Annotated in this window: 18 protein-coding genes; 8 read left to right on the top strand and 10 right to left on the bottom strand. The window is 55.0% G+C overall.

Annotated features, from left to right (window positions below):
* Window positions 1-41: 41 nt before the first annotated feature.
* Window positions 42-1,610 carry a multicopper oxidase CueO gene (gene cueO / locus GM298_RS09000; RefSeq protein ID WP_266153985.1) on the bottom strand — a complete coding sequence of 523 codons (1,569 nt, stop codon included), beginning with the start codon at window positions 1,608-1,610 and terminating at the stop codon, window positions 42-44.
* Window positions 1,611-1,755: 145 nt separating this feature from the next.
* Between cueO and GM298_RS09005 the strand changes: the two genes are divergently transcribed.
* The 3 genes from GM298_RS09005 (at window position 1,756) to speD (ending at window position 3,883) form a co-directional block, all read left to right on the top strand.
* Window positions 1,756-2,103: a YacC family pilotin-like protein gene (locus tag GM298_RS09005; protein ID WP_025756784.1), complete on the top strand. Its 348-nt coding sequence runs from the start codon at window positions 1,756-1,758 to the stop codon at window positions 2,101-2,103.
* A 115-nt stretch (window positions 2,104-2,218) separates the two neighbouring features.
* Window positions 2,219-3,088, top strand: a complete 870-nt coding sequence (gene speE, locus GM298_RS09010; protein WP_025756783.1) for a polyamine aminopropyltransferase — start codon at window positions 2,219-2,221, stop codon at window positions 3,086-3,088.
* Window positions 3,089-3,883, top strand: a complete 795-nt coding sequence (speD, locus tag GM298_RS09015; RefSeq protein WP_025756782.1) for an adenosylmethionine decarboxylase — start codon at window positions 3,089-3,091, stop codon at window positions 3,881-3,883. It abuts the gene before it with no gap.
* A 31-nt stretch (window positions 3,884-3,914) separates the two neighbouring features.
* Here the strand turns inward: speD and yacL are convergent, their stop codons facing one another.
* A complete protein-coding gene (gene yacL / locus GM298_RS09020) occupies window positions 3,915-4,277 on the bottom strand; it encodes a protein YacL (protein WP_014830673.1) in 363 nt (120 codons plus the stop codon).
* A gap of 151 nt (window positions 4,278-4,428) precedes the next feature.
* Complete coding sequence (acnB, locus tag GM298_RS09025; RefSeq protein WP_032672437.1) at window positions 4,429-7,026, bottom strand: bifunctional aconitate hydratase 2/2-methylisocitrate dehydratase; 2,598 nt, start codon at window positions 7,024-7,026, stop codon at window positions 4,429-4,431.
* An 894-nt stretch (window positions 7,027-7,920) separates the two neighbouring features.
* Here acnB and GM298_RS09030 point away from each other — a divergent pair.
* Window positions 7,921-9,480 (top strand): DUF3300 domain-containing protein, encoded by a 1,560-nt coding sequence (locus GM298_RS09030; RefSeq protein ID WP_262747800.1) that lies wholly within the window; start codon window positions 7,921-7,923, stop codon window positions 9,478-9,480.
* 10 nt (window positions 9,481-9,490) lie between these two features.
* Window positions 9,491-10,282 (top strand): DUF2950 family protein, encoded by a 792-nt coding sequence (locus GM298_RS09035; RefSeq protein ID WP_266153986.1) that lies wholly within the window; start codon window positions 9,491-9,493, stop codon window positions 10,280-10,282.
* 63 nt (window positions 10,283-10,345) lie between these two features.
* On the opposite strand, the gene traT is transcribed toward GM298_RS09035, so the two are convergent.
* From traT to pdhR, 5 genes are all read right to left on the bottom strand, one after another.
* A complete protein-coding gene (gene traT, locus GM298_RS09040; protein ID WP_025756777.1) occupies window positions 10,346-11,077 on the bottom strand; it encodes a conjugal transfer complement resistance protein TraT in 732 nt (243 codons plus the stop codon).
* A 195-nt stretch (window positions 11,078-11,272) separates the two neighbouring features.
* A complete protein-coding gene (lpdA, locus tag GM298_RS09045; RefSeq protein WP_003856313.1) occupies window positions 11,273-12,697 on the bottom strand; it encodes a dihydrolipoyl dehydrogenase in 1,425 nt (474 codons plus the stop codon).
* A gap of 175 nt (window positions 12,698-12,872) precedes the next feature.
* Window positions 12,873-14,768, bottom strand: a complete 1,896-nt coding sequence (gene aceF, locus GM298_RS09050; RefSeq protein ID WP_025756776.1) for a pyruvate dehydrogenase complex dihydrolipoyllysine-residue acetyltransferase — start codon at window positions 14,766-14,768, stop codon at window positions 12,873-12,875.
* Window positions 14,769-14,782: 14 nt separating this feature from the next.
* Window positions 14,783-17,446 carry a pyruvate dehydrogenase (acetyl-transferring), homodimeric type gene (gene aceE, locus GM298_RS09055; RefSeq protein WP_025756775.1) on the bottom strand — a complete coding sequence of 888 codons (2,664 nt, stop codon included), beginning with the start codon at window positions 17,444-17,446 and terminating at the stop codon, window positions 14,783-14,785.
* 123 nt (window positions 17,447-17,569) lie between these two features.
* Window positions 17,570-18,334, bottom strand: coding sequence for a pyruvate dehydrogenase complex transcriptional repressor PdhR (pdhR, locus tag GM298_RS09060; protein WP_008501960.1), 765 nt, complete (start codon window positions 18,332-18,334; stop codon window positions 17,570-17,572).
* 537 nt (window positions 18,335-18,871) lie between these two features.
* On the opposite strand from pdhR, the gene aroP reads away from it, so the two are divergent.
* From aroP to GM298_RS09075, 3 genes are all read left to right on the top strand, one after another.
* Complete coding sequence (gene aroP, locus GM298_RS09065) at window positions 18,872-20,242, top strand: aromatic amino acid transporter AroP (protein ID WP_045284782.1); 1,371 nt, start codon at window positions 18,872-18,874, stop codon at window positions 20,240-20,242.
* A gap of 164 nt (window positions 20,243-20,406) precedes the next feature.
* Complete coding sequence (locus GM298_RS09070) at window positions 20,407-21,804, top strand: glycoside-pentoside-hexuronide (GPH):cation symporter (RefSeq protein WP_059385848.1); 1,398 nt, start codon at window positions 20,407-20,409, stop codon at window positions 21,802-21,804.
* A gap of 10 nt (window positions 21,805-21,814) precedes the next feature.
* Window positions 21,815-22,765 carry a family 43 glycosylhydrolase gene (locus GM298_RS09075; RefSeq protein ID WP_266153987.1) on the top strand — a complete coding sequence of 317 codons (951 nt, stop codon included), beginning with the start codon at window positions 21,815-21,817 and terminating at the stop codon, window positions 22,763-22,765.
* 18 nt (window positions 22,766-22,783) lie between these two features.
* Here the strand turns inward: GM298_RS09075 and ampE are convergent, their stop codons facing one another.
* Together ampE and ampD are read right to left on the bottom strand one after the other, a co-directional pair.
* Window positions 22,784-23,638, bottom strand: a complete 855-nt coding sequence (gene ampE / locus GM298_RS09080) for a beta-lactamase regulator AmpE (RefSeq protein WP_045284785.1) — start codon at window positions 23,636-23,638, stop codon at window positions 22,784-22,786.
* Window positions 23,639-23,647: 9 nt separating this feature from the next.
* Entirely contained in the window at window positions 23,648-24,199 is a 552-nt protein-coding gene (gene ampD / locus GM298_RS09085) for a 1,6-anhydro-N-acetylmuramyl-L-alanine amidase AmpD (RefSeq protein WP_266153988.1), read from the bottom strand.
* Window positions 24,200-24,262: the final 63 nt, after the last annotated feature.

Genomic DNA, 24,262 nt, shown 5'->3' on the forward strand with positions numbered 1-24,262 from the left:
CGTGGGAGAGGGTCAGGGTGAGGGCATCAGGCCGCACCGCTTTATACGGTGAACCCCAGCATCATCCCCGTATCCTCATGCTCCAGCAGATGACAGTGCGCCATGTAGGCAAACTCTTTCGGTGCATCGTGGTCAAACTTCACCAGCACCTCACTGACGCCGCCTTCCACTCGCACCGTATCCTTCCAGCCAGCGCGATGCGCATCCGGCGCTTTGCCGTTCTCAGAGAGAATACGGAACTGGGTGCCGTGGATATGGAACGGATGCAGCATCATGTCCCCTTCACCTGAAATCACCCAGCGCTCAAACTGCCCTTTTGCGGCAGCAAACATTGGCGTGTTCATGTCGAATGCTTTGCCGTTGATCATATTAGCGTTGTGGAAATCAAAGCCATGGTCACCGTGGTTCATGTTCCCCATACCGCCCATTTTGCCGTGGTCCATATTCATGTGGCCCATCATCTGTCCGTGATGCATTCCCGCCATCGCCTGATTACCGTATTTCTTCATCAGGGCCTGCATACCCATCATGTCGAGCATCGGGTCCATGGAGAGCTGGAGCTTCCGCTGGGTTAACCCTTCGAGGGACGGTAGTGCCGGGAGCGTAGTCAGGGTATCCGGCAGCGTACCGGAGGCCGTCACCTGCAGCGGCTGAATACGCAGCACCGGATGCGCCTTGTCGAAGGGCGCAACCGCCATCCCCATCTGGCTAACCGGCAGCGTCACCAGGTCAAACGCTTTGCCGTCGCTGATATCCACCAGCACTTCAAAACGTTCCCCCATCAGCATCGGTAATTCATTCACCTTCACCGGCTCTGGCAGCAGTCCCCCGTCGCTGGCCACCACGTACAAAGGACGTTTATCGCTGGTGGCGAAATTGAGTGAGCGTGCGTTACACCCGTTGAGCAGGCGCAGGCGCAGCCAGCCTTTCGGTGCGGCGTGCTGAGGGTAAATCGCACCGTTGGTCAGCAGCGTATCGCCAAACCAGCCGACCGCCGCGCTCATGACGTCAAGCCTATAGTCAATTTCCCCATCAGCGGTGAACTTCTTGTCCTGCACAATCACCGGCACGTCGTCGATGCCCCACTGTTCAGGCAGGCGCAGCAGACGGCTTTCGTCGTCTTCAATCAGCACCAGCCCCGCCAGCCCCATCGCTACCTGATGGCCGGTTTTGCCATGCTGGTGCGGGTGAAACCAACAGGTTGCGGCGCGCTGTTGCGGCGTAAAGGTAACGCTGCGCTTGCCGCCCGCCTTGATGACTCCCTGCGGCCCGCCGTCCACCTCGCCCGGCACTTCCAGCCCGTGCCAGTGCAGCGTCGTCTCTTCGGCGAGCGTGTTGTGGATATCTACCGTCACCGCCTGCCCTTTGCGTAACCGAAGCGCCGGACCGAGCAGATTGCCGTTATAACCCCACGTGGTAGCGCTGTGTGTGCCGAACGTCGTTTTACCGGCCTGAACAACAAGCTGGATACGGCTACGGGCGTCAGCGGTCAGTAAGTCGGGAATGGGCAAGGCAGGTCTGTCAGCCGCAAAAACCGCGCGACTCCAGAGAGGTAAGGCGCTGGCCGCTCCCAGCGCGATGGAATATTTCAAAAAATCACGACGTTGCATGTTCATTTCCTTATTTCCAGCAGGCGATCTTTTGAGCATAAACCCTCCCCTTACCGGAAGGTCAAGTAAAGCGGCAATAATAAAGATCGTCGCACTGGCATCAAGTATGCTAACGTTAATTTTCCGTGAAGCAGTGGTAGAAGCAATGAAGACGTTTTTCAGGACAATTTTGTTCAGTAGCCTGATGGCAATGTGTGCGAACAGCTATGCGCTAAGTGAAAATGAAGCGGAAGATATGGCCGACTTAACGGCGGTTTTTGTATTCCTGAAAAATGATTGTGGCTACCAGAATTTACCCAACGGCCAGATTCGCCGCGCACTGGTCTTTTTTGCCCAACAGAACCAGTGGGATCTCAGCAACTACGACAGCTTCGACATGAAGGCGCTCGGTGAAGACAGCTACCGTGACTTAAGCGGTATTGGCATCCCCACTGCAAAAAAATGCAAAGCGCTGGCTCGCGATTCACTCAGCCTGCTCGCCTATGTGAAATAACCTTCCCGACGCCCCTTGTTGAACCTATAGCCGTGCAACCGCGGTTATAGTTAGCTATCATGTTTCGCTCATTTTTTGTGAGTGTAACGGATGTTAACAAAGGAGGAGTCCGCGTATGGCCGACCACACGTTGTGGCATGAAACACTGCATGACCAGTTTGGTCAGTACTTTGCCGTTGATAACGTGCTTTATCATGAAAAAACCGATCATCAGGATCTGATCATCTTCGAGAATGCCGCCTTTGGCCGCGTCATGGCGCTGGACGGCGTGGTGCAAACCACCGAACGCGATGAGTTTATCTATCATGAGATGATGACCCACGTCCCGCTTCTGGCGCACGGGCACGCAAAACACGTGCTGATTATCGGCGGTGGCGACGGCGCAATGCTGCGCGAAGTTTCCCGTCATCAATCCATTGAGACCATCACCATGGTGGAGATCGATGCGGGCGTGGTCTCTTTCTGCCGTCAGTATCTGCCCAACCACAATGCCGGCAGCTACGACGATCCGCGTTTCAGGTTGGTGATTGACGATGGTGTCAACTTCGTTAACCAGACAACCCAGACCTTTGACGTCATTATCTCCGACTGTACCGACCCGATCGGCCCTGGGGCGTCGCTGTTTACCTCCTCCTTCTACGAAGGCTGCAAGCGTTGCCTGAACCCAGGCGGGATCTTCGTGGCGCAAAATGGCGTCTGCTTCCTGCAGCAGGATGAAGCGCTCGACAGCCATCGTAAACTGAGCACCTATTTCGGCGATGTCAGTTTCTATCAGGCCGCTATTCCAACCTACTACGGTGGGATCATGACCTTTGCCTGGGCCACGGATAACGACGTCCTGCGCCATCTCTCCACCGAAATTATCCAGGCACGCTTCCATCAGGCAGCGCTCACGTGCCGTTATTACAATCCGGCGGTCCATACCGCAGCCTTTGCCTTGCCGCAGTACCTGCAAGATGCACTGTCCTCCCAGGGGGTGAACTAATTGAAAAAGCTTAAACTGCATGGCTTTAACAACCTGACCAAAAGCCTGAGTTTTTGTATTTACGATATCTGCTATGCCAAAACAGCGGAAGAGCGCGATGGTTACATCGCCTATATCGATGAACTCTACAACGCCAACCGTCTGACTGAGATCCTGACAGAAACCTGTTCGATCATCGGCGCAAACATTCTGAATATCGCCCGACAGGATTATGAACCCCAGGGCGCCAGCGTGACCATACTGGTCAGTGAAGAGCCGGTCGATCCGAAGCTCATCGACAAAACTGAACATCCGGGCCCGCTGCCGGAAGTGGTTGTGGCCCACCTTGATAAAAGCCACATCTGCGTACATACCTACCCGGAAAGTCATCCGGAAGGTGGGCTGTGCACGTTCCGCGCCGATATCGAAGTGTCGACCTGCGGCGTGATTTCCCCGCTAAACGCGCTGAACTATTTAATCCACCAGCTGGAATCAGATATCGTCACGATTGATTATCGCGTGCGTGGTTTTACCCGTGATATCAACGGGATGAAGCATTTCATCGACCATGAAATCAACTCCATTCAGAACTTTATGTCCGACGACATGAAATCGCTGTACGACATGGTGGACGTGAACGTCTATCAGGAAAACATTTTCCACACCAAGATGTTGCTGAAGGAGTTCGACCTGAAGCATTACATGTTCCATACCCGGCCAGAAGATTTGAGCGAAGAGGAGCGCAAGGTCATCACAGACCTGCTCTGGAAAGAGATGCGCGAAATCTACTACGGCCGCAATATTCCGGCCGTGTAAAACGCACGAGGAGCAAGGACGCTCCGGTAAGCTATTTCTGTTTCATGAACGCCCGGTACGCCGCCACAACCTGCAGAAAGTCCTCTACGCCGCACAGCGACAGGCTCTCTTCGTCGTAGTAGCTCATCCCCTCTTCCATCTCATCACCCGAAAATTCAAGCTGGTTGGCGCGCACCATCACCTCTTCGCCATCCATCCACAGCGTGTATTCATGTCCGGCACGTTGCCAGGAACGTTCACTGCCTTTCACCGTATTTGCCGCCTGTTCTACTTCATCAAGCAGGGCGAGATTCTCTTTCACCTCTTCGTTAAACCAGTGTCCTACGGCTTCGTGGCCCATCGACATACGCACTTTCACCACCCCAGTGATGTCGCGCAGAAATTCGTAATCCATAGTGTTTTCCTCTGCAAAGCCATTACGGTAATTATCGCAGCAGAGAGGAAGAAAAAAAGCGTGAGAGGTGGGAGGAATGAAAATAAAAAAATACCCCTCACCCCCAGCCCCTCTCCCCTTTGGGGAGAGGGCCAGGGTGAGGGGTTGGTTTTTATACCGCCGTCTGGAAGATAACCCCGTCAGCCTTCTCGGTGTATTGAGAGAGCTGGTCGAAGTTCAGATAGCGATAGGTATCCACCGCAGTCTTATCCACCTGAGCCACGAAGGTCTGGTACTCTTCCGGCGTTGGCAGTTTGCCAATCAGCGCCGCAACCGCCGCCAGCTCTGCAGACGCCAGGTAAACGTTCGCACCGGTGCCTAAACGGTTCGGGAAGTTACGGGTCGAGGTGGAGACCACCGTCGCGCCGTCGGCTACGCGCGCCTGGTTACCCATACACAGGGAACAGCCAGGAATTTCGATGCGCGCACCACTCTTACCAAACACGCTGTAGTAACCCTCTTCGGTCAGCTGAGCCGCGTCCATACGGGTTGGCGGCGCCACCCACAGACGGGTTGGCAACTGGCCTTTATGGGTATCCAGCAGTTTACCGGCAGCACGGAAGTGACCGATGTTGGTCATACAGGATCCGATGAACACTTCGTCGATCTTCTCGCCCTGAACTTCAGAGAGCGGACGCGCGTCGTCCGGATCGTTCGGCGCACACAGGATAGGCTCTTTGATATCCGCCAGATCGATGTCGATCACCGCCGCGTACTCAGCGTCAGCATCGGCTTCCAGCAGCTGCGGATCGGCCAGCCATTTTTCCATGCCCTGGATACGACGCTCCAGCGTACGACGGTCGCCGTAGCCTTCTGCAATCATCCACTTCAGCAGCACGATGTTCGAGTTCAGATACTCGATAATCGGCTCTTTGTTCAGCTTGATGGTACAACCCGCAGCGGAACGCTCAGCGGACGCATCGGTCAGCTCGAATGCCTGCTCAACTTTCAGATCCGGCAGACCTTCAATCTCCAGAATGCGGCCAGAGAAGATGTTTTTCTTACCTTTCTTCTCAACGGTCAGCAGGCCCTGTTTAATCGCATACAGCGGGATCGCGTGAACCAGGTCGCGCAGGGTGATACCCGGCTGCATTTTGCCTTTAAAACGCACGAGTACGGATTCAGGCATATCCAGCGGCATCACGCCGGTCGCCGCCGCGAACGCCACCAGACCAGAGCCCGCCGGGAAGGAGATACCGATTGGGAAACGGGTATGGGAGTCACCGCCGGTACCCACAGTATCCGGCAGCAGCATACGGTTCAGCCAGGAGTGGATCACGCCGTCGCCCGGACGCAGGGAAACACCACCACGGTTCATGATGAAGTCTGGCAGCGTGTGGTGCGTGGTCACGTCAACCGGTTTCGGATATGCCGCGGTGTGACAGAAGGACTGCATCACCAGGTCAGACGAGAAGCCCAGGCACGCCAGGTCTTTCAGCTCGTCACGGGTCATTGGGCCAGTGGTGTCCTGAGAACCGACGGAGGTCATCTTAGGTTCGCAGTAAGCGCCCGGACGAATGCCAGCGACGCCGCACGCGCGGCCCACCATTTTCTGCGCCAGCGAGTAACCGCGATTGCTTTCCGCGACGTCTTTCGCACGACGGAAAACGTCTGAGTGTGGCAGACCCAGCGCTTCACGCGCTTTGGTCGTCAGGCCACGGCCGATGATCAGTGGAATACGGCCACCGGCGCGCACTTCATCGATCAGCACGTCGGTTTTCAGCTCAAAGCTCGCCAGCAGTTCGTTAGTTTCGTGGTTACGCACTTCCCCTTTGTACGGGTAAACGTCAATCACGTCGCCCATATTCAGGTTAGAAACATCCACTTCGATCGGCAGTGCGCCGGCATCTTCCATGGTGTTGAAGAAGATGGGTGCAATTTTACCGCCGAGGCACAGACCGCCACCGCGTTTGTTCGGCACATGCGGAATATCGTCACCCATGAACCACAGCACGGAGTTGGTCGCAGATTTACGGGAAGAGCCGGTCCCCACAACGTCACCCACGTAGGCCAGCGGGAAACCTTTTTTCTGTAAGGCTTCGATCTGTTTGATCGGACCGACAACGCCTGGCTGATCCGGTTCGATACCTTCACGGGCGTTTTTCAGCATCGCCAGGGCGTGCAGAGGGATATCCGGGCGAGACCACGCATCCGGCGCCGGAGAGAGGTCATCGGTGTTGGTTTCACCGGTCACTTTGAAAACAGTGACGGTAATTTTTTCAGCCAGAGCAGGACGGTTCAGGAACCATTCGGCATCAGCCCAGGACTGCATGACCTGCTTCGCATAGACATTGCCTGCTTTGGCTTTTTCTTCCACATCGTAGAAGTTATCGAACATCAGCAGCGTGGAAGAGAGCGCTTTAGCGGCAATCGGCGCCAGCTTGTCGTTATCCAGCGCGTCAATCAGCGGATGAATGTTGTAACCACCCTGCATGGTGCCGAGCAGTTCAATGGCTTTTTCAGGAGTAACCAGTGGGGAGGTGGCTTCGCCTTTGGCGATAGCAGCAAGGAATCCGGCTTTTACGTAGGCAGCTTCATCTACGCCAGGCGGTACGCGGTTGATCAGCAGATCTAACAGGAATTCTTCTTCGCCCTTAGGCGGGTTCTTCAGCAGCTCGACGAGCGCGGCCATTTGGGTTGCATCTAACGGTTTGGGTACAATTCCCTCGGCGGCACGTTCTGCTACGTGCTTACGGTATTCTTCTAGCACGACGGTTCTCCTCGCTCTCATTGTCATATGCGGCGGGCGTTCTCTTCACGCTCCTGTGAGACAGCAGTTTGTAGGGTAAATGCCCGATACCGCGTCGGGCAGCATAGCAGGATTTCTGCACAGTGTTAATCCGTTTACAAAAAAGCAACATTAAAAAGTTTGCTGAATCGTTAAGCATGATGTAGCGGAGAGATGAGGCGAATTTTGGGTACAAAAAAAACCGCCTCACAGCGGTTAATTTGTTGCCTTGCGGTGGTAGCACACCGGGCTGGCAGATTTGCGGCAATACACTCGACACTAATATTGCTCTTCAGTAAGAAAATCTGCAAGTCCCTTCCTGGCGTTTATGAGCCGCCATCCAGTTTCGGATGAAAAAGGATGCAACTGCATTTCCCCGCTTCTCAGCGCGTACCTACTGTAATACTGTTGCACCCGGCCTGCTTCGCTGGTGTAGCAACCAGTCACCGGGCCCGGGAGCAGTGCCGTAACCTACGCGGCAATACACTCATTTGCCTGGTTCTGCCTTTCCCGGTGGGGAATGAACCCGCGTAGCCTTTACAGGAACGCACGCAATGGAGATGCGAATCACTGCGCTGATCGTTGCGCTCGGTTTACTGCTTACCGCACTCCACGGTGGCTGGAATATATCCGACATCACGGTGCTGTTCGTCGTTAACCTCGGCAACTAGCTGCTGGCCGCTCGCAAGAGCGGCCTTCTGAATTCCCTGCGGTTTTTCCCGCATCGCATATAATTGTGTAATAAATACTCACACTCTTTATCCGGACGTACCGGACGCTTCCCAATAAAAGTCAAAACTGTAAAAGACGGGTGAATAATACTCACGCCAACCGTAACGCCTCACGGCACAGCGCTGGTCTCGTTGGAGTCATTTTATGAAGTTGCCCTTTAAACCACATCTGCTTGTCCTTCTCTGCAGTGCCGGGCTGCTTGCCGCCTCAGGCGTCATGTTTGTCAAAAGCCGTGCAACGGAACCCGTTGCGCCAGCCCCTGTCGCACAACAACCGGCTGCACCGGCTACGCCTGCCGCAGCACAACCCGCCCCTGTCGTCGCGCCAACGTATTCTGCCGCGCAGATCGATCAGTGGGTTGCTCCCATCGCGCTCTACCCGGACGCCCTGCTGTCACAAATTTTAATGGCCTCGACTTATCCGGCCAACGTGATCCAGGCGGCCCAGTGGTCAAAAGATAACCCTAAAATGGAAGGGGACGCCGCGATTCAGGCCGTCGCCAGCCAGCCCTGGGATCCCAGCGTAAAATCGCTGGTCGCCTTCCCTCAGCTTATGTCGCTAATGGGAGAAAACCCGCCGTGGGTTCAAAATTTAGGTGATGCGTTCCTCGCGCAACCAAAAGATGTGATGGATTCCGTTCAGCGCCTGCGCGCGCTGGCACAGAAGACCGGCGCCCTGCAATCGACGCCTCAGCAGACGGTCACCACCGTCACAAAACCGGCACCGGCGAAAACCAGCACCGCCGAATCAACCACAACCGCCGCGTCTGCACCCGCACCAACGGTGATCAAAATTGAATCCGCCGACCCGCAGGTCGTTTACGTTCCCACCTATAACCCCAATACGGTTTACGGGACCTGGCCAAACACCGCCTATCCACCAACGTATCTCCCACCGTCACCCGGGGAGCAGTTTGGCAACAGCTTCGTCAACGGCTTAGGTTTCAGCCTGGGTGTCGCCACAACCTATGCCATTTTCAGCAGCATTGACTGGGATGATGACGATGACTGGGATCATCACCATGACGACTGGGATAATCACGGCGGCTATAACCGCAACGGTGATAACAACATCAATATTAACGTTGAGAACTTCAATAAAATCAGCGGACAGCGCCTGACGGACGCCAACCGTACCTGGCAGCATAACCCGGCTTATCGGGAAGGGGTGCCCTACCCCACGAATCAGCTCAACTCGCGATTCCACTCCACCAGCACGGCAACCGGGTTAAGTTCAACACAGCAAAAACCGGTTAACCGCGACAGCCAGCGTCAGGCGGCCCTGAGCCAGATGGAGAAATCAACGGGTAAAACCTTCCCCCAAACGGCGCGTCCTGCCACGAAAGATATGCAACGTCAGGCCTCAAGCGAACAGCTGAAGCAGATTTCGCAACGCAATAACTACCGTGGCTACGACACCAACCCGCAGACGGTGAAGCGCGCCACCACGCAGCAGCGAGAAAGCCGTCAGGCTGCAACCCAGAGACAAGAGAAACGGGTTTCACAACCTGCGCAGCAGCGCACGCTTCAGCAGCGAAACAGCCAGCCCCGGGCCAACGCGCTGAGCGGCAACGACAGCCGCTCCGCGAACTGGCAGGCGCAGCAGCAACGTGGTGCGCAAAGCAGACAACTCGCCGCCCGCCAGCAGCAGACGCGTCAGGCATCTGCTGGACGCGCTGAACGCCGTGAAATTCGACATCGCTAAGGGAACCGACATGAAAAGTAAACTTCTCAGTGGACTGGTGCTGTTCATGCTTTCCGCTTCGGCGATGGCGCAGCAAGCCTTTACCACGCCCGACCAGGCGACCGATGCGCTGGCAAAAGCCATAAGCGAGCATAACGAGCGCGCGATGAGCAATCTGCTTGGCGAGAACTGGCGCGATTTTCTGCCTCCGGAAGGCGTTGACCCGGATGCCGTCGATCGTTTCCTGCGCGACTGGAAAGTGCGTCATAACACCGTTGTCGAAGGAGATACGGCGCATCTTGTCGTTGGCGACAGCGGCTGGCAGCTTCCTATTCCGGTGATTAAAACCCCCGCTGGCTGGCAATTCGATATCAAAGAAGGTGCTGAAGAGATCCTGACCCGCGAAATCGGACGTAACGAGCTCGCCGCCATTGAAGCGTTACATGCCTACGTTGATGCGCAGCAAAGCTACTTTGCGATGAACCAAACCTACGCGCAGAAAATTGTGAGTTCGGAAGGGAAAAAAGACGGTTTGTACTGGCCCGCGTCACCCGGGGAAGCCCCCAGCCCGCTCGGCCCGGCATTTAGCCCGAAAGAACCGGGTACCGGCTATCACGGCTATCGCTTCCGGATCCTGCCGGAGAGCAACGGTTTCGCGATGGTGGCCTGGCCGGTCAGCTATGGCCAGACGGGCGTAATGAGCTTTGTGATAAACCAGGACGACAAGGTTTACCAGGCCGATCTCGGTAGCGATTCGGCGCAGAAAGCCCAGGCGATCACCTCATATAACCCGGATAAAACCTGGCAACCCGTCGCGCCCTGAATGCCGCCAACGGGCTGAGTGTTATAAGCCGGGTATGGCAGCGCTGCCACCCGGCTTTTTAACTTACAGAATATTGGCGACCGATTTCGCCAGCTGCGCTTCGAGAACCGGTTTCGCTTCCTCGAACTTCAGATTGACTTTGTTAGCGTTCGATACCACGCGGGTCTGATACTTCGCGCGATCGCCCTGCTCGCTGCTGGTTTGCAGTTTCACGCCAGACGTCCCCTGACGCAGCGCCGCGATGTTATCGGTAGTAACTTTCGCTTTGCTACGCTCAGAGATCTGCAGGTCGGTCACCATGGTGTAGTTCACATCTTCCACCATCGCATCGGCAGCCATGCCGATCAGACCAGCGGCCAGGCCTACGCCCAGCGCCGCCCCCGAAGAATTACTGTTATAGGCAGTGATACCGGCACCCAGTGCAGCGCCAACGGCGGCACCTTCATAACCGGTTTTCAAATAGCCCTGGGCTTCGCGCAGGTCCATTTTGTCCGCTTTAAGGACGTTAGCCTGCACCCAGTAGTAGGCGCTGTCAGGCGAGGACGTGACTTTGTACCCTTTGGCGCTCAGATCGTTTGCCAGCAGCGTCTGCAGGTTGCTCATGTCTTTATCAGAGGTATTTTTGACCTGAATGTAGACCGTCTTCTCACTGGATGGCTCAAGCCAGATGGTTTCACTCATCTGCGTTTTTACTTCCAGGTTGCGCTTCTTCACCGCCGTCGTCATCGCGCCGCACCCGGTCAGCGTCATCACTGCCGCTAATAAGCCAATCCCCATCACTTTCTTCAAAGACATGTTATTTCCTTTTTGCGTGTAATCAAAAATCCAGATCGTTAACCGTGCGGCCAGTAGCTACACAATGGTGAAAAAAGTATCGGCAGACAGACGCAAATTTTTAGGGGAAATAACAATAATTTACCTACCATAACGGGTAGTTTTCAGGCAAAAAAAACGCCTCCAGAGGAGGCGTCAGGCAATCACGGAAGAAACTTACTTCTTCTTCGCTTTTGCGTTTGGCAGGTCGGTAATGCTGCCTTCGAACACTTCTGCCGCCAGGCCAACGGACTCGTGCAGAGTCGGGTGAGCGTGGATGGTCAGCGCGATGTCTTCCGCGTCGCAGCCCATTTCGATAGCCAGACCGATTTCACCCAGCAGCTCGCCGCCGTTGGTACCGACAATAGCACCACCGATAACGCGGTGAGTCTCTTTGTCGAAGATCAGTTTGGTCATACCGTCTGCGCAGTCGGACGCGATAGCACGGCCAGAAGCCGCCCAAGGGAAGGTGGCCGTTTCGTAGCTGATGCCTTTCTCTTTCGCTTCTTTCTCAGTCAGACCCACCCATGCAACTTCTGGCTCGGTGTAAGCGATAGATGGGATCACTTTCGGATCGAAGTAGTGTTTCATGCCTGCGATAACTTCAGCGGCAACGTGACCTTCGTGAACGCCTTTGTGCGCCAGCATTGGCTGACCGACGATATCGCCGATAGCAAAGATGTGCGGCACGTTAGTGCGCAGCTGTTTGTCAACGCGGATGAAGCCACGGTCGTCCACTTCCACGCCAGCTTTGCCCGCGTCGAGGTTTTTACCGTTCGGCACACGGCCGATAGCCACCAGCACGGCGTCGTAACGCTGTGGTTCGGATGGGGCTTTTTTGCCTTCCATGGAAACGTAAATACCGTCTTCTTTCGCTTCAACGGCAGTCACTTTGGTTTCCAGCATCAGGTTGAATTTCTTGCTGATGCGTTTGGTGAAGACTTTAACGATGTCTTTGTCTGCAGCCGGGATAACCTGGTCGAACATTTCAACCACGTCGATCTCTGAACCCAGCGCATGATATACGGTACCCATTTCCAGACCGATGATACCGCCGCCCATAACCAGCAGGCGTTTTGGAACGGTTTTCAGTTCCAGTGCATCGGTGGAATCCCACACGCGTGGATCTTCATGTGGAATGAATGGCAGTTCGATTGGGCGAGAGCCTGCCGCGATGATCGCGTTGTCGAAGTTGATCACGGTTTTGCCGTTTTCGCCTTCAACTTCCAGGGTGTTCGCACCGGTGAATTTACCCAGACCGTTAACCACTTTCACTTTACGGCCTTTGGCCATACCCGCCAGACCGCCGGTCAGCTGAGTGATAACTTTCTCTTTCCAGGTACGAATCTTGTCGATATCGGTTTTCGGCTCGCCGAAGACGATACCGTGTTCAGCCAGTGCTTTGGCTTCTTCGATAACTTTCGCTACGTGCAGCAGCGCTTTAGAAGGGATACAGCCGACGTTCAGACAAACACCGCCGAGGGTGCTGTAACGTTCTACGATGACGGTTTCCAGACCTAAATCCGCTGCGCGGAATGCTGCGGAGTAACCTGCTGGGCCTGCCCCAAGTACTACGACCTGAGTTTTGATTTCTGTGCTCATCATGACCTCTTAATTTATACCCGTCGTCCACCGGGTCGTTCTATCCGCCCGTATTTTACAAAATTGTTAACAATTTTGAAACAACAAACGGCTCACGAATTATCGCTTACACCAATAACCTCATAAACCCCATGAGATTATCAGAAAAAAGCCGGCCGACCGGCCGGCTTTTCGATTACATCACCAGGCGGCGAATGTCGCTCAGCATGTTGTTGATGATGGTGATGAAACGCGCACCATCAGCACCGTCGATCACGCGGTGGTCGAAGGACAGAGAGATTGGCATCATCAGACGCGGCACGAACTCTTTGCCATTCCACACCGGCTCCATCGCGGACTTGGACACACCGAGGATCGCCACTTCCGGCGCGTTAACAATCGGTGCGAAGTGGGTCGTACCCAGGCCGCCGATGCTGGAGATAGTGAAGCAGCCGCCCTGCATTTCGCCGGCAGTCAGCTTACCATCACGCGCTTTTTTGGAGATGGTGGTCAGTTCACGGGACAGCTCAGTAATGCTCTTCTTGTTCACGTCTTTGAAGACCGGAACAACCAGACCATTTGGCGTATCAACCGCAACACCGATGTTGATGTATTTCTTCAGCGTCAGCTTCTGGCCGTCTTCGGACAGAGAGCTGTTGAAGCGTGGCATCTGCTCAAGGGCAGCGGCAACGGCTTTCATGATGAAGACCACTGGGGTGAATTTCACGTCCAGTTTACGCTTCTCAGCTTCCGCGTTCTGCTGTTTACGGAACGCTTCCAGATCGGTGATATCGGTTTTGTCGAAGTGCGTAACGTGCGGGATCATCACCCAGTTACGGCTCAGGTTCGCACCAGAGATTTTCTGGATACGGCCCAGTTCCACTTCTTCGATTTCGCCGAACTTGCTGAAGTCCACTTTCGGCCATGGCAGCATGCCCGGGATACCGCCGCCAGCGGCTGCAGCAGGTGCAGCTTCGGCGCGTTTCACCGCGTCTTTCACATAGGCCTGAACGTCTTCGCGCAGGATACGACCTTTACGGCCAGTCCCTTTCACTTTCGCCAGGTTCACACCGAACTCGCGCGCCAGGCGACGAATCAGCGGGGTCGCGTGGACGTAAGCATCATTTTCAGCGAACTCAGATTTTTCAGCTTTAGCAGCAGGGGCAGCGGCAGGTTTAGCAGCCTGAGCCGGTGCAGCGGCAGGTGCCGGAGCAGCCGCGGCAGCCGGAGCTGCGGCAGGCGCAGCGCCTTCCACTTCGAAGACCATGATCAGAGAGCCGGTAGACACTTTGTCGCCGGTGCTGATTTTGATCTCTTTAACGGTACCCGCGAACGGCGCAGGCACTTCCATAGACGCTTTGTCGCCTTCTACGGTGATCAGTGACTGTTCAGCGGCAACTTTGTCGCCCACTTTCACCATCACTTCGGTCACTTCAACTTCGTCACCGCCGATGTCCGGTACGTTAACGTCTTTCACGCCGCCGGCAGCAGCAGGTGCAGCGGCCGGAGCCGGAGCAGCTGCCTGAGCAGGCGCGGCGGCAGGTGCAGCACCCGCCACTTCGAAGATCATGATCAGGGAGCCGGTAGACACTTTGTCGCCGGTGTTGATCTTGATCTCTTTAACGGTACCCGCGAATGGCGCTGGCACTTCCATAGAGGCTTTGTCGCCTTCTACGGTGATCAGAGACTGCTCAGCCGCTACGGTATCGCCCACTTTCACCAGGATCTCAGTGACTTCAACTTCGTCACCGCCGATGTCAGGCACGTTCACTTCTTTTGCTGCTGCGGCAGCTGCTGGAGCAGCGGCGGCCGGAGCGGCTTTCTTCTCTTCCTGCGCAGGTGCAGCAGCTGCTGCACCGTCGGCGGAATCGAAAATCATGATCAGTTTGCCGGTCTCGGTTTTATCGCCAACAGAGACTTTGATCTCTTTAACGATGCCAGCCTGAGGAGACGGGACTTCCATAGAGGCTTTGTCGCCTTCTACGGTGATCAGCGACTGTTCAGCTTCAACTTTGTCGCCCACTTTGACCAGGATCTCGGTGATTTCAACTTCATCAGCCCCGATGTCCGGTACATTGATTTCGATAGCCATTATTCTTTTACCTCTTACGCCAGACGCGGGTTAACTTTTTCTGCATCGATGTTGAATTTGGTGATTGCGTCCGCAACCACTTTCTTATCGATTTCGCCACGTTTAGCCAGTTCGCCCAGTGCTGCTACAACCACGTAAGAAGCATCAACTTCGAAGTGGTGACGCAGGTTTTCGCGGCTGTCAGAACGACCGAAGCCGTCAGTACCCAGAACGCGATAATCATCAGCTGGAACGTAAGTACGAACCTGCTCAGCGAACAGTTTCATATAGTCAGTAGACGCCACCGCTGGCGCGTCGTTCATCACCTGAGCGATGTACGGAACGCGTGGAGTTTCCAGTGGGTGCAGCATGTTCCAGCGCTCACAATCCTGGCCATCACGCGCCAGTTCAGTGAAGGAGGTCACGCTGTACACGTCGGAACCTACACCGTAGTCCTTCGCCAGGATCTGTGCCGCTTCACGTACGTGACGCAGGATAGAACCGGAACCCAGCAGCTGAACTTTACCTTTGCTACCTTCGAGGGTTTCGAGTTTGTAGATACCTTTACGGATACCTTCCTCGGCACCTGCTGGCATTGCCGGCATGTGGTAGTTTTCGTTCAGGGTGGTGATGTAGTAGTAAATATTCTCTTGCGCTTCACCGTACATGCGATGCAGACCGTCATGCATGATGACTGCCACTTCGTACGCGTAAGCCGGGTCGTAAGAGATACAGTTAGGGATAGTCAGAGACTGAATGTGGCTGTGGCCATCTTCGTGCTGCAGACCTTCACCGTTCAGGGTCGTACGACCGGAAGTCCCACCGATCAGGAAGCCGCGAGCCTGCTGGTCGCCTGCCTGCCAGCACAGGTCACCGATACGCTGGAACCCGAACATGGAGTAGTAGATGTAGAACGGGATCATCGGCAGGTTGTTGGTGCTGTAAGAGGTCGCAGCAGCCAGCCAGGATGCGCCTGCACCCAGCTCGTTGATACCTTCCTGCAGGATCTGACCTTTCTCGTCTTCTTTGTAGTATGCAACCTGCTCACGGTCCTGCGGGGTGTACTGCTGGCCGTTCGGGCTGTAGATACCGATCTGACGGAACAGACCTTCCATACCGAAAGTACGCGCTTCGTCGGCGATGATTGGCACCAGACGATCTTTGATCGACTTGTTCTTCAGCATCACGTTCAGGGCACGAACGAAAGCGATAGTGGTAGAGATCTCTTTGTTCTGCTCTTCCAGCAGCTGAGAGAAGTCTTCCAGTGCTGGCAGTTCCAGCTTCTCGGTGAAGTTAGGCTGACGAGCTGGCAGGTAGCCTTTCAGCGCCTGACGACGTTCGTGCAGGTACTTGTACTCTTCAGAACCTTCCGGGAAGGTGATGTAAGACAGGTTTTCTACCTGCTCATCGGTAACTGGAACGTTGAAACGGTCGCGGATATAGCGCACGCCGTCCATGTTCATTTTCTTAACCTGGTGAGCGATGTTTTTACCTTCTGCGGTATCACCCATGCCGTAACCTTTGATGGTGTGGGCCAGGATAACGGTCGCTTTACCTTTGGTTTCGCGCGCTTTTTTCAGTGCTGCGTAGATTTTCTTCGGATCGTGACCACCACGGTTCAGCGCCCAGATCTGCTCATCAGTCCAGTCTGCAACCAGTGCGGCGGTTTCAGGGTATTTGCCGAAGAAGTGCTCACGCACGTAGGCACCGTCTTTGGATTTGAAGGTCTGGTAGTCACCGTCAACGGTTTCGTTCATCAGCTGGATCAGTTTACCGCTGGTATCTTTACGCAGCAGCTCGTCCCAACGGGAACCCCACATGACTTTGATCACGTTCCAGCCCGCACCCGCGAAGATGCCTTCCAGTTCGTTGATGATCTTGCCGTTACCGGTTACCGGACCATCCAGACGCTGCAGGTTACAGTTGATGATGAAGCACAGGTTGTCCAGCTTCTCACGGGTCGCGATGGTGATCGCACCTTTAGATTCTGGCTCATCCATCTCGCCGTCGCCCAGGAAGGCGTATACGGTCTGCTCAGAGGTGTCTTTCAGACCACGGTGTTCCAGGTACTTCAGGAATTTAGCCTGATAGATCGCACCGATTGGGCCCAGACCCATGGATACGGTCGGGAACTGCCAGAATTCAGGCATCAGTTTAGGGTGCGGGTAAGAAGACAGACCTTTACCGTGAACTTCCTGACGGAAGTTGTTCATCTGCTCTTCAGTCAGACGACCTTCCAGGAATGCACGTGCATAGATGCCCGGAGAGATGTGGCCCTGGAAGTACACCAGATCGCCGCCGTCTTTCTCGTTCGCTGCACGGAAGAAGTGGTTGAAGCACACTTCGTAAACGGTCGCAGAGGACTGGAAGGATGCCATGTGGCCACCCAGTTCCAGGTCTTTCTTGGATGCGCGCAGAACGGTCATGATGGCGTTCCAGCGAATTGCAGAACGGATACGACGTTCCAGATCCAGATTGCCCGGGTATTCCGGTTCGTCTTCAACGGCAATCGTGTTTACGTAGTTGCTAGCCCCTGCACCTGAAGCAACCTTCACGCCGCCTTTGCGGGCTTCAGAAAGCAGCTGATCAATCAGATACTGAGCGCGCTCAACACCTTCTTCACGGATGACCGATTCGATCGCCTGTAGCCAGTCGCGAGTTTCGATCGGATCCACGTCATTTTGGAGACGTTCTGACATGGGGGTATTCCTTATCTATCTAATACGTTGATTTGTCTGGAACCTGTCCCATTGTGCTCTCGGGCAAGAACACAATAAGACAGGTTCTGCGTTTAGTTGCCGCGCTCTAAAAGTACCTGGCGCTTAATCCTTTCGTTGCTGTATGCGGCGTAATGAACGTTCGCGACGCGATTGTTCACGGCTGCGGTCCAGCAAGATTTCCTCAATGAAAGCCAGATGTCGGTGCGACGCTTCGCGCGCCTGCTCCGGTTCCCCGGCCATTATCGCCTCGAATACTCGGGTGCGATGGTTGCTTACCAGTGGGAGCATGTCCCGACGGGCATACAACAATTCAAAATTTTGACGAACGTTCTGGGCCAGCATCGGCTCCATGCAGCGTAGCAGATGGAGGAGCACCACATTGTGTGCCGCTTCGGTGACGGCGATTTGATACTGGACGACGGCGCTGGACTCGGCGTCTAAATCGCCGGACTGCTGTGCCCGTTCAATGGCCTGATGCAGCTCGCGGATACGCACGCGATCTTCATCAGTGCTGCGAAGGGCGGCGTAATAGGCCGCAATACCTTCAAGCGCGTGACGGGTCTCAAGCAGATCAAACTGGGATTCTGGGTGGTCAGAGAGAAGTTCTACCAGCGGATCGCTGAAGCTCTGCCACAGGCTATTTTGCACAAAAGTTCCGCCGCCCTGACGACGAAGCAGCAAGCCCTTAGCTTCGAGACGTTGAATCGCCTCACGCAGAGAGGGACGTGAAACGTCGAACTGTTTTGCCAGTTCGCGTTCTGGCGGAAGTTTCTCACCCGGGCGCAGAGTCCCTTCGAGGATTAAAAACTCCAGCTGCTGCTCAATCACATCAGATAGTTTTGGTTGGCGAATTTTGCTGTAGGCCATATTCCCTGTCTTACGCCTTTTTGCCCGGAGTCAATTGGTCTTACCAATTTCTATTTCGTATCGCTAAAGTAACAAAGTATTCACCTTCTGTCCATATTGGTTTTGATTGAAATCAGTAAACCCTGCACATTTTAACAACCTTACAGAAATAACGTTTCAGAAATGTAACTTTGCACAAATGAGTTGATTACCCCTAAAGAGGAAGTTTTAACCATAATGAAACGAGGGTTTTTGCAATCTGAAGCGATTCAACAAAGCAAATAATGAAATTTCGCCCACTTATGGCGAATTTCTATTCTATAGGTTGGGATAAGAAGAATGAGCGGAACGATTTACAAATGCTTTCTTTTTATTCAACTCGTCATCCGTGCGTCATAAAGCAGGTGCATTCGCAGGCACTTACCACTATTCTGGCGCTTACGGAAGAGTTCTCCGCTTTTTTCGGCCTTATTAACCGTAAAGAAATAAATACAGAAAATGGATATTCATAATTACACACGCTCAGCGTGAACATAACAACCACACACGAGGTTTCAAATGGAAGCTCAACAGCACGGCGATCAGCTAAAGCGCGGGCTTAAAAACCGCCATATTCAGCTCATCGCACTGGGCGGTGCTATCGGAACCGGCCTGTTTCTGGGTAGCGCATCCGTTATCCAGTCAGCCGGTCCAGGCATTATTCTGGGGTACGCCATCGCAGGCTTTATCGCCTTTCTGATTATGCGTCAGTTGGGTGAAATGGTCGTTGAAGAGCCAGTGGCGGGCTCGTTCAGCCATTTTGCATACAAGTACTGGGGCAGTTTCGCCGGTTTCGCCTCTGGCTGGAACTACTGGGTACTGTACGTGCTGGTTGCGATGGCCGAGCTTACCGCCGTCGGGAAATACATTCAGTTCTGGTACCCCGAGATCCCAACCTGGGCCTCCGCGGCGGCCTTCTTCGTCATTATCAACGCCATTAACCTGACCAACGTAAAAGTGTTCGGTGAAATGGAATTCTGGTTTGCGATTATTAAAGTGATTGCCGTGGTGGCGATGATCATCTTTGGCGGCTGGCTGCTGTTCAGCGGCAACGGTGGCCCACAGGCAACCGTTCGCAACCTCTGGGAACAGGGCGGCTTCCTGCCTCACGGCATGACGGGGCTGGTGATGATGATGGCGATCATCATGTTCTCCTTTGGTGGTCTGGAGCTGGTGGGGATCACCGCCGCTGAAGCAGACAACCCGGAGCAGAGCATTCCCAAAGCCACTAACCAGGTTATCTACCGTATTCTGATCTTCTATGTGGGTTCGCTGGCCGTACTGCTCTCCCTGCTGCCGTGGACACGCGTCACTGCTGACACCAGCCCGTTTGTGCTGATCTTCCACGAACTGGGCGATACCGTTGTAGCGAATGCGCTTAACATCGTTGTACTGACGGCGGCGCTCTCCGTTTACAACAGCTGTGTCTATTGCAACAGCCGTATGCTGTTCGGCCTGGCGCAGCAGGGTAACGCGCCGAAAGCGCTGCTCAACGTCGATAAACGCGGCGTACCGGTAAACACCATTATCGTATCAGCCATCGTGACCGCGCTGTGCGTACTCATCAACTACATGGCGCCTGAATCGGCGTTTGGCCTGCTGATGGCGCTGGTGGTCTCTGCCCTGGTCATCAACTGGGCGATGATCAGCCTGGCGCACATCAAGTTCCGCCGTGCGAAACAGCAGCAGGGCGTCACCACGCGTTTCCCTGCCCTGTTCTACCCGCTGGGTAACTGGGTTTGCCTGCTGTTTATGGCGGCCGTGCTGGTCATCATGCTGATCACACCGGGTATGGCGATTTCCGTCTACCTGATCCCGGTCTGGATTGCCGTGCTCGGCGTCGGCTATCTGTTCAGCCAGAAAAGCCGTAAAGCCATGAAGGCCCACTAAGCCTCCTTCTGCGGTACCTGCTTTTGCGGGTACCGCACGTTGTTACCTCCCTCACACTTTCACCTCCACAGCGCTTTTATCCATATCACCGCCCTGATACTGCAACGCATATATTCCTTCGCCAGCAAATAATTCTCTCCATACCGCAAACCGGAGAGCAGTCTATGGATAACGCTAAACTGTCAGTAAAAGAAAAGATCGGCTACGGGATGGGCGATGCAGGTTGCAACATCATCTTTGGCGCCATCATGCTGTTTGTTAACTATTTTTATACCGATATTTTTGGTCTGGCGCCGGCACTGGTGGGCGTACTGCTGCTCTCCGTGCGCGTTATTGATGCCGTCACCGACCCGATTATGGGCGCGATTGCCGACCGTACCCGCAGCAAATACGGTCGGTTTCGTCCATGGCTGCTGTGGATTGCCTTCCCCTACGCACTGTTCAGCATCCTGATGTTCACCACGCCAGAGTGGAGCTATAACAGCAAAGTTATCTATGCGTTTGTCACCTACTTCCTGCTCTCTTTGACCTATACGGCAATCAATATTCCCTACTGCTCGCTGGGCGGGGTGATTACCAACGACCCTAAAGAGCGCGTCGCCTGCCAGTCATATCGCTTCGTGCTGGTCGGTATCGCCACGCTGCTGCTGTCCCTGACGCTGCTGCCGATGGCGGACTGGTTCGGAGGAGAGGACAAAGCCAAAGGCTACCAGATGGCAATGACCGTGCTGGCGTTGATTGGAACCTGTATGTTCCTGTTCTGCTTCGCCACCGTGCGCGAGCGTGTCCGCCCGGCAGTCCAGACCAATGACCAGCTGAAAAACGACCTGAAAGACGTGTGGAAGAACGACCAGTGGGTGCGCATTCTGCTCCTGACCCTGTGCAACGTCTGCCCCGGCTTTATTCGCATGGCGGCTACCATGTATTACGTGACCTGGGTGATGGGCCAGAGTACCCACTTTGCCACCCTGTTTATCAGTCTGGGCGTGGTGGGCATGATGCTCGGCAGCATGCTGGCGAAAGTGCTGACCGACCGCTGGTGTAAGCTGAAGGTCTTCTTCTGGACCAATATCGTGCTGGCGATTTTCTCAACGGCCTTTTACTTCTTCGACCCAAAAGCCACCCTTACCATTGTGGTGCTCTACGTCCTGCTGAATATCCTGCACCAGATCCCGTCTCCGCTGCACTGGTCGCTGATGGCCGACGTCGATGACTACGGCGAGTGGAAAACCGGGAAACGCATCACCGGGATCAGCTTCTCCGGCAACATCTTCTTCCTGAAGCTGGGGCTGGCGATTGCCGGGGCAATGGTCGGCTTCCTGCTCTCCTGGTACGGCTACGATGCCGGGGCGAAAGCGCAAAGCGCGGATGCGATTAACGGTATTGTCCTGCTGTTTACCGTCATTCCGGGCATCGGGTATCTCATTACCGCAGGCGTGGTGCGTCTGCTGAAGGTTGACCGTGAAACGATGAAGCGGATCCAGGAGGACCTGGAGAAGCGTCGCAACAACTATCGCGAGCTGAACGAGTATCAGGAACTCAGCGTCGCTGAGACAAAATAAGGAAAGTCGCATGCAAACCTGGCCAAACCCGTTTATTGAACAACGCGCCGATCCGTATATTTTGCACCACGAGGGGCAATACTATTTTATCGCCTCCGTGCCGCAGTACGACAGGCTGGCGATCCGTCGCGCGGACTCGCTGGAAGGGCTACGCGACGCTGAAGAGGTGACGGTCTGGCGAAAACCCGAGACCGGCCCGATGAGTCAGCTCATCTGGGCCCCGGAACTGCACCACATCGACGGCAAGTGGTACATCTATTTTGCGGCGGCGCACACGCAGGCGCTCGATGCGCTCGGGATGTTCCAGCACCGCATGTTTGCCATTGAATGTGCCGACCGCGATCCGCTTACCGGCAGGTGGGTGGAAAAAGGGCAAATCAAAACCCCGTTCGATACCTTCGCCCTGGACGCAACCACCTTTGTTCATCAGGGTAAGCGCTGGTATCTGTGGGCGCAAAAAGCGCCGGATATCAACGGAAACTCCAACCTGTATCTGTGCGAAATGGCGAACCCGTGGACGCTTAAAGGCGAGCCGGTGATGCTCAGCAAGCCGGAATATGACTGGGAATGCCGTGGGTTCCGGGTCAACGAAGGCCCGGCGGTACTGGTTCACGACGATAAGCTGTTTATCAGCTATTCCGCCAGCGCCACCGATGAAAACTACTGCATAGGTCTGGTGTGGATAGACCGCAACGCCGATCCGCAAAACCCGGCGAACTGGCACAAATCTCCGCGCCCGGTATTCGCCACCAGCTATGAAAACCGCCAGTACGGGCCGGGCCATAACAGCTTCACGAAGACCCCAGACGGGGAAGATGTGCTGGTGTATCACGCCAGAAACTACACCGAAATAGAAGGCGATCCGCTATACGATCCCAACCGCCACACCCGCCTGAAGCGCGTTCGCTGGAACGAAAACGGGATGCCTGATTTCGGCATCCCGCCTGCGGATACGCTTTAATCGTTACGGCACGCTGGCTTACACCAGCGTGCCGTAAATCGTCAGCAGCGCCACCACAACCACCACCACAAACGAGGTCTTCTTCGCCATTGAGACGGCGGCTTTCGGCGTTTCAATTTTGTCGGTATGCGGCTCGCGTGCCAGCGAGAACTGCGCCAGACGTGTTAACACCTGGTACTGTGAGGTATGGCGGTCGGCAAGAGAAGCGAACCATGCAGGCAGCGCTTTTTCGCCGTGGCCAATTAACGCATACACCACGCCCACCAGACGCACCGGGAGCCAGTCGAGCACATGCAGGATGGCATCAATCCCGGACAGCAAACGTTCATGCGGCGTCAGATAACGGGCAAGCCAGGTCTGCCAGGCGCGCAGAAAAGCATACCCCATCAGCAGGACCGGTCCCCACGGCCCGCCCACCACAAACCAGAACAGCGGCGCCAGGTAGTAGCGGAAGTTAATCCACAGCAGCGCGTTTTGCAGCTCGCGCAGGAATTCGCGTTCATCGCAATCCGGCGGCACGCCGTGGATCAGCGTCAGTTCGCTCGCCATGGCACCGCGCGCGTGGGCATCATCTCGTGACGCAGCTTTAAGATAAGCATGGTAGTGCAAACGCACCTTCCCTGCGCCAATGCACAGGACACCGAGCAGGATCCACACCACCAGCAGCGGCACGTTGAAAAACAGTCCGTACAGCGAGCGCAGCAGCAGGAAGGTAATGACCATCACCCCGGCCATCATCAGCAGCGTACGCAGCATAGAAAAGTGCTTAATCCGGCGGAAAAGCACCTCCAGCCGGTGGTCCAGATGCCAGTGCTCGCCGAGTTTAAACAGGCGTTCAGCGATGATAACCAGCAGCATGGTAAACAACGTCATGGTATCTCCTTATTCTGACGACGCGTTGAGCATGGCGCGAAACCGGGGCCAGTCAAAGGCCGGTCCAGGATCGGTTTTTCGCGTCGGGGCAATATCACTGTGTCCCGTAATATTGTCGGCGATGGCCGGATAGCGCCCGATAAGCGCGCGGGTCACGGCCACTAACTGTTGATACTGTGAATCGGTATAGGGCGTGGTATCCGTGCCTTCCAGTTCGATGCCGATGGAGAAATCGTTGCAGCGTTCGCGCCCATGATACAACGACACCCCGGCATGCCAGGCGCGCTTATCAAAAGGAACGTACTGAACCACTTCACCATCACGGCGAATCAGGCAGTGAGCCGACACGCGCAGATGCGCAATCTCAGCGAAGAAAGGATGCGCATCGGGATCTATCGTTCCCTTGAATAACGCGTCAATCCACGGACCGCCAAATTCACCCGGCGGGAGACTAATATTATGAATAACCAGCAGTGTGGGCTTTTCATCCTCCGGGCGGCAGTCGTGGTGCGGCGAGGGCACATGCCGCGCATCCACCAGCCATCCGTTTTCTAACAACATGCTGGAACTCCTTATGTATGGTGCTGTTACTCGGTTCAGAGTAGCATGTTTCAATATTATGAT

It is taken from the genome of Enterobacter sp. HSTU-ASh6 (assembly GCF_026319105.1).
GTDB lineage: Bacteria > Pseudomonadota > Gammaproteobacteria > Enterobacterales > Enterobacteriaceae > Enterobacter > Enterobacter sichuanensis.

What these genes read in the sequence shown, in the direction of transcription:
- ampE (WP_045284785.1), bottom strand. Translation starts at nt 23,638, where the DNA reads ATGACGTTGTTTACCATGCTGCTGGTTATCATCGCTGAACGCCTGTTT.
- traT (WP_025756777.1), bottom strand. Translation starts at nt 11,077, where the DNA reads ATGTCTTTGAAGAAAGTGATGGGGATTGGCTTATTAGCGGCAGTGATG.
- GM298_RS09005 (WP_025756784.1), top strand. Translation starts at nt 1,756, where the DNA reads ATGAAGACGTTTTTCAGGACAATTTTGTTCAGTAGCCTGATGGCAATG.
- GM298_RS09030 (WP_262747800.1), top strand. Translation starts at nt 7,921, where the DNA reads ATGAAGTTGCCCTTTAAACCACATCTGCTTGTCCTTCTCTGCAGTGCC.
- pdhR (WP_008501960.1), bottom strand. Translation starts at nt 18,334, where the DNA reads ATGGCCTACAGCAAAATTCGCCAACCAAAACTATCTGATGTGATTGAG.
- aceE (WP_025756775.1), bottom strand. Translation starts at nt 17,446, where the DNA reads ATGTCAGAACGTCTCCAAAATGACGTGGATCCGATCGAAACTCGCGAC.
- GM298_RS09035 (WP_266153986.1), top strand. Translation starts at nt 9,491, where the DNA reads ATGAAAAGTAAACTTCTCAGTGGACTGGTGCTGTTCATGCTTTCCGCT.
- speE (WP_025756783.1), top strand. Translation starts at nt 2,219, where the DNA reads ATGGCCGACCACACGTTGTGGCATGAAACACTGCATGACCAGTTTGGT.
- ampD (WP_266153988.1), bottom strand. Translation starts at nt 24,199, where the DNA reads ATGTTGTTAGAAAACGGATGGCTGGTGGATGCGCGGCATGTGCCCTCG.
- aroP (WP_045284782.1), top strand. Translation starts at nt 18,872, where the DNA reads ATGGAAGCTCAACAGCACGGCGATCAGCTAAAGCGCGGGCTTAAAAAC.
- aceF (WP_025756776.1), bottom strand. Translation starts at nt 14,768, where the DNA reads ATGGCTATCGAAATCAATGTACCGGACATCGGGGCTGATGAAGTTGAA.
- lpdA (WP_003856313.1), bottom strand. Translation starts at nt 12,697, where the DNA reads ATGAGCACAGAAATCAAAACTCAGGTCGTAGTACTTGGGGCAGGCCCA.
- GM298_RS09070 (WP_059385848.1), top strand. Translation starts at nt 20,407, where the DNA reads ATGGATAACGCTAAACTGTCAGTAAAAGAAAAGATCGGCTACGGGATG.
- yacL (WP_014830673.1), bottom strand. Translation starts at nt 4,277, where the DNA reads ATGGATTACGAATTTCTGCGCGACATCACTGGGGTGGTGAAAGTGCGT.
- cueO (WP_266153985.1), bottom strand. Translation starts at nt 1,610, where the DNA reads ATGCAACGTCGTGATTTTTTGAAATATTCCATCGCGCTGGGAGCGGCC.
- GM298_RS09075 (WP_266153987.1), top strand. Translation starts at nt 21,815, where the DNA reads ATGCAAACCTGGCCAAACCCGTTTATTGAACAACGCGCCGATCCGTAT.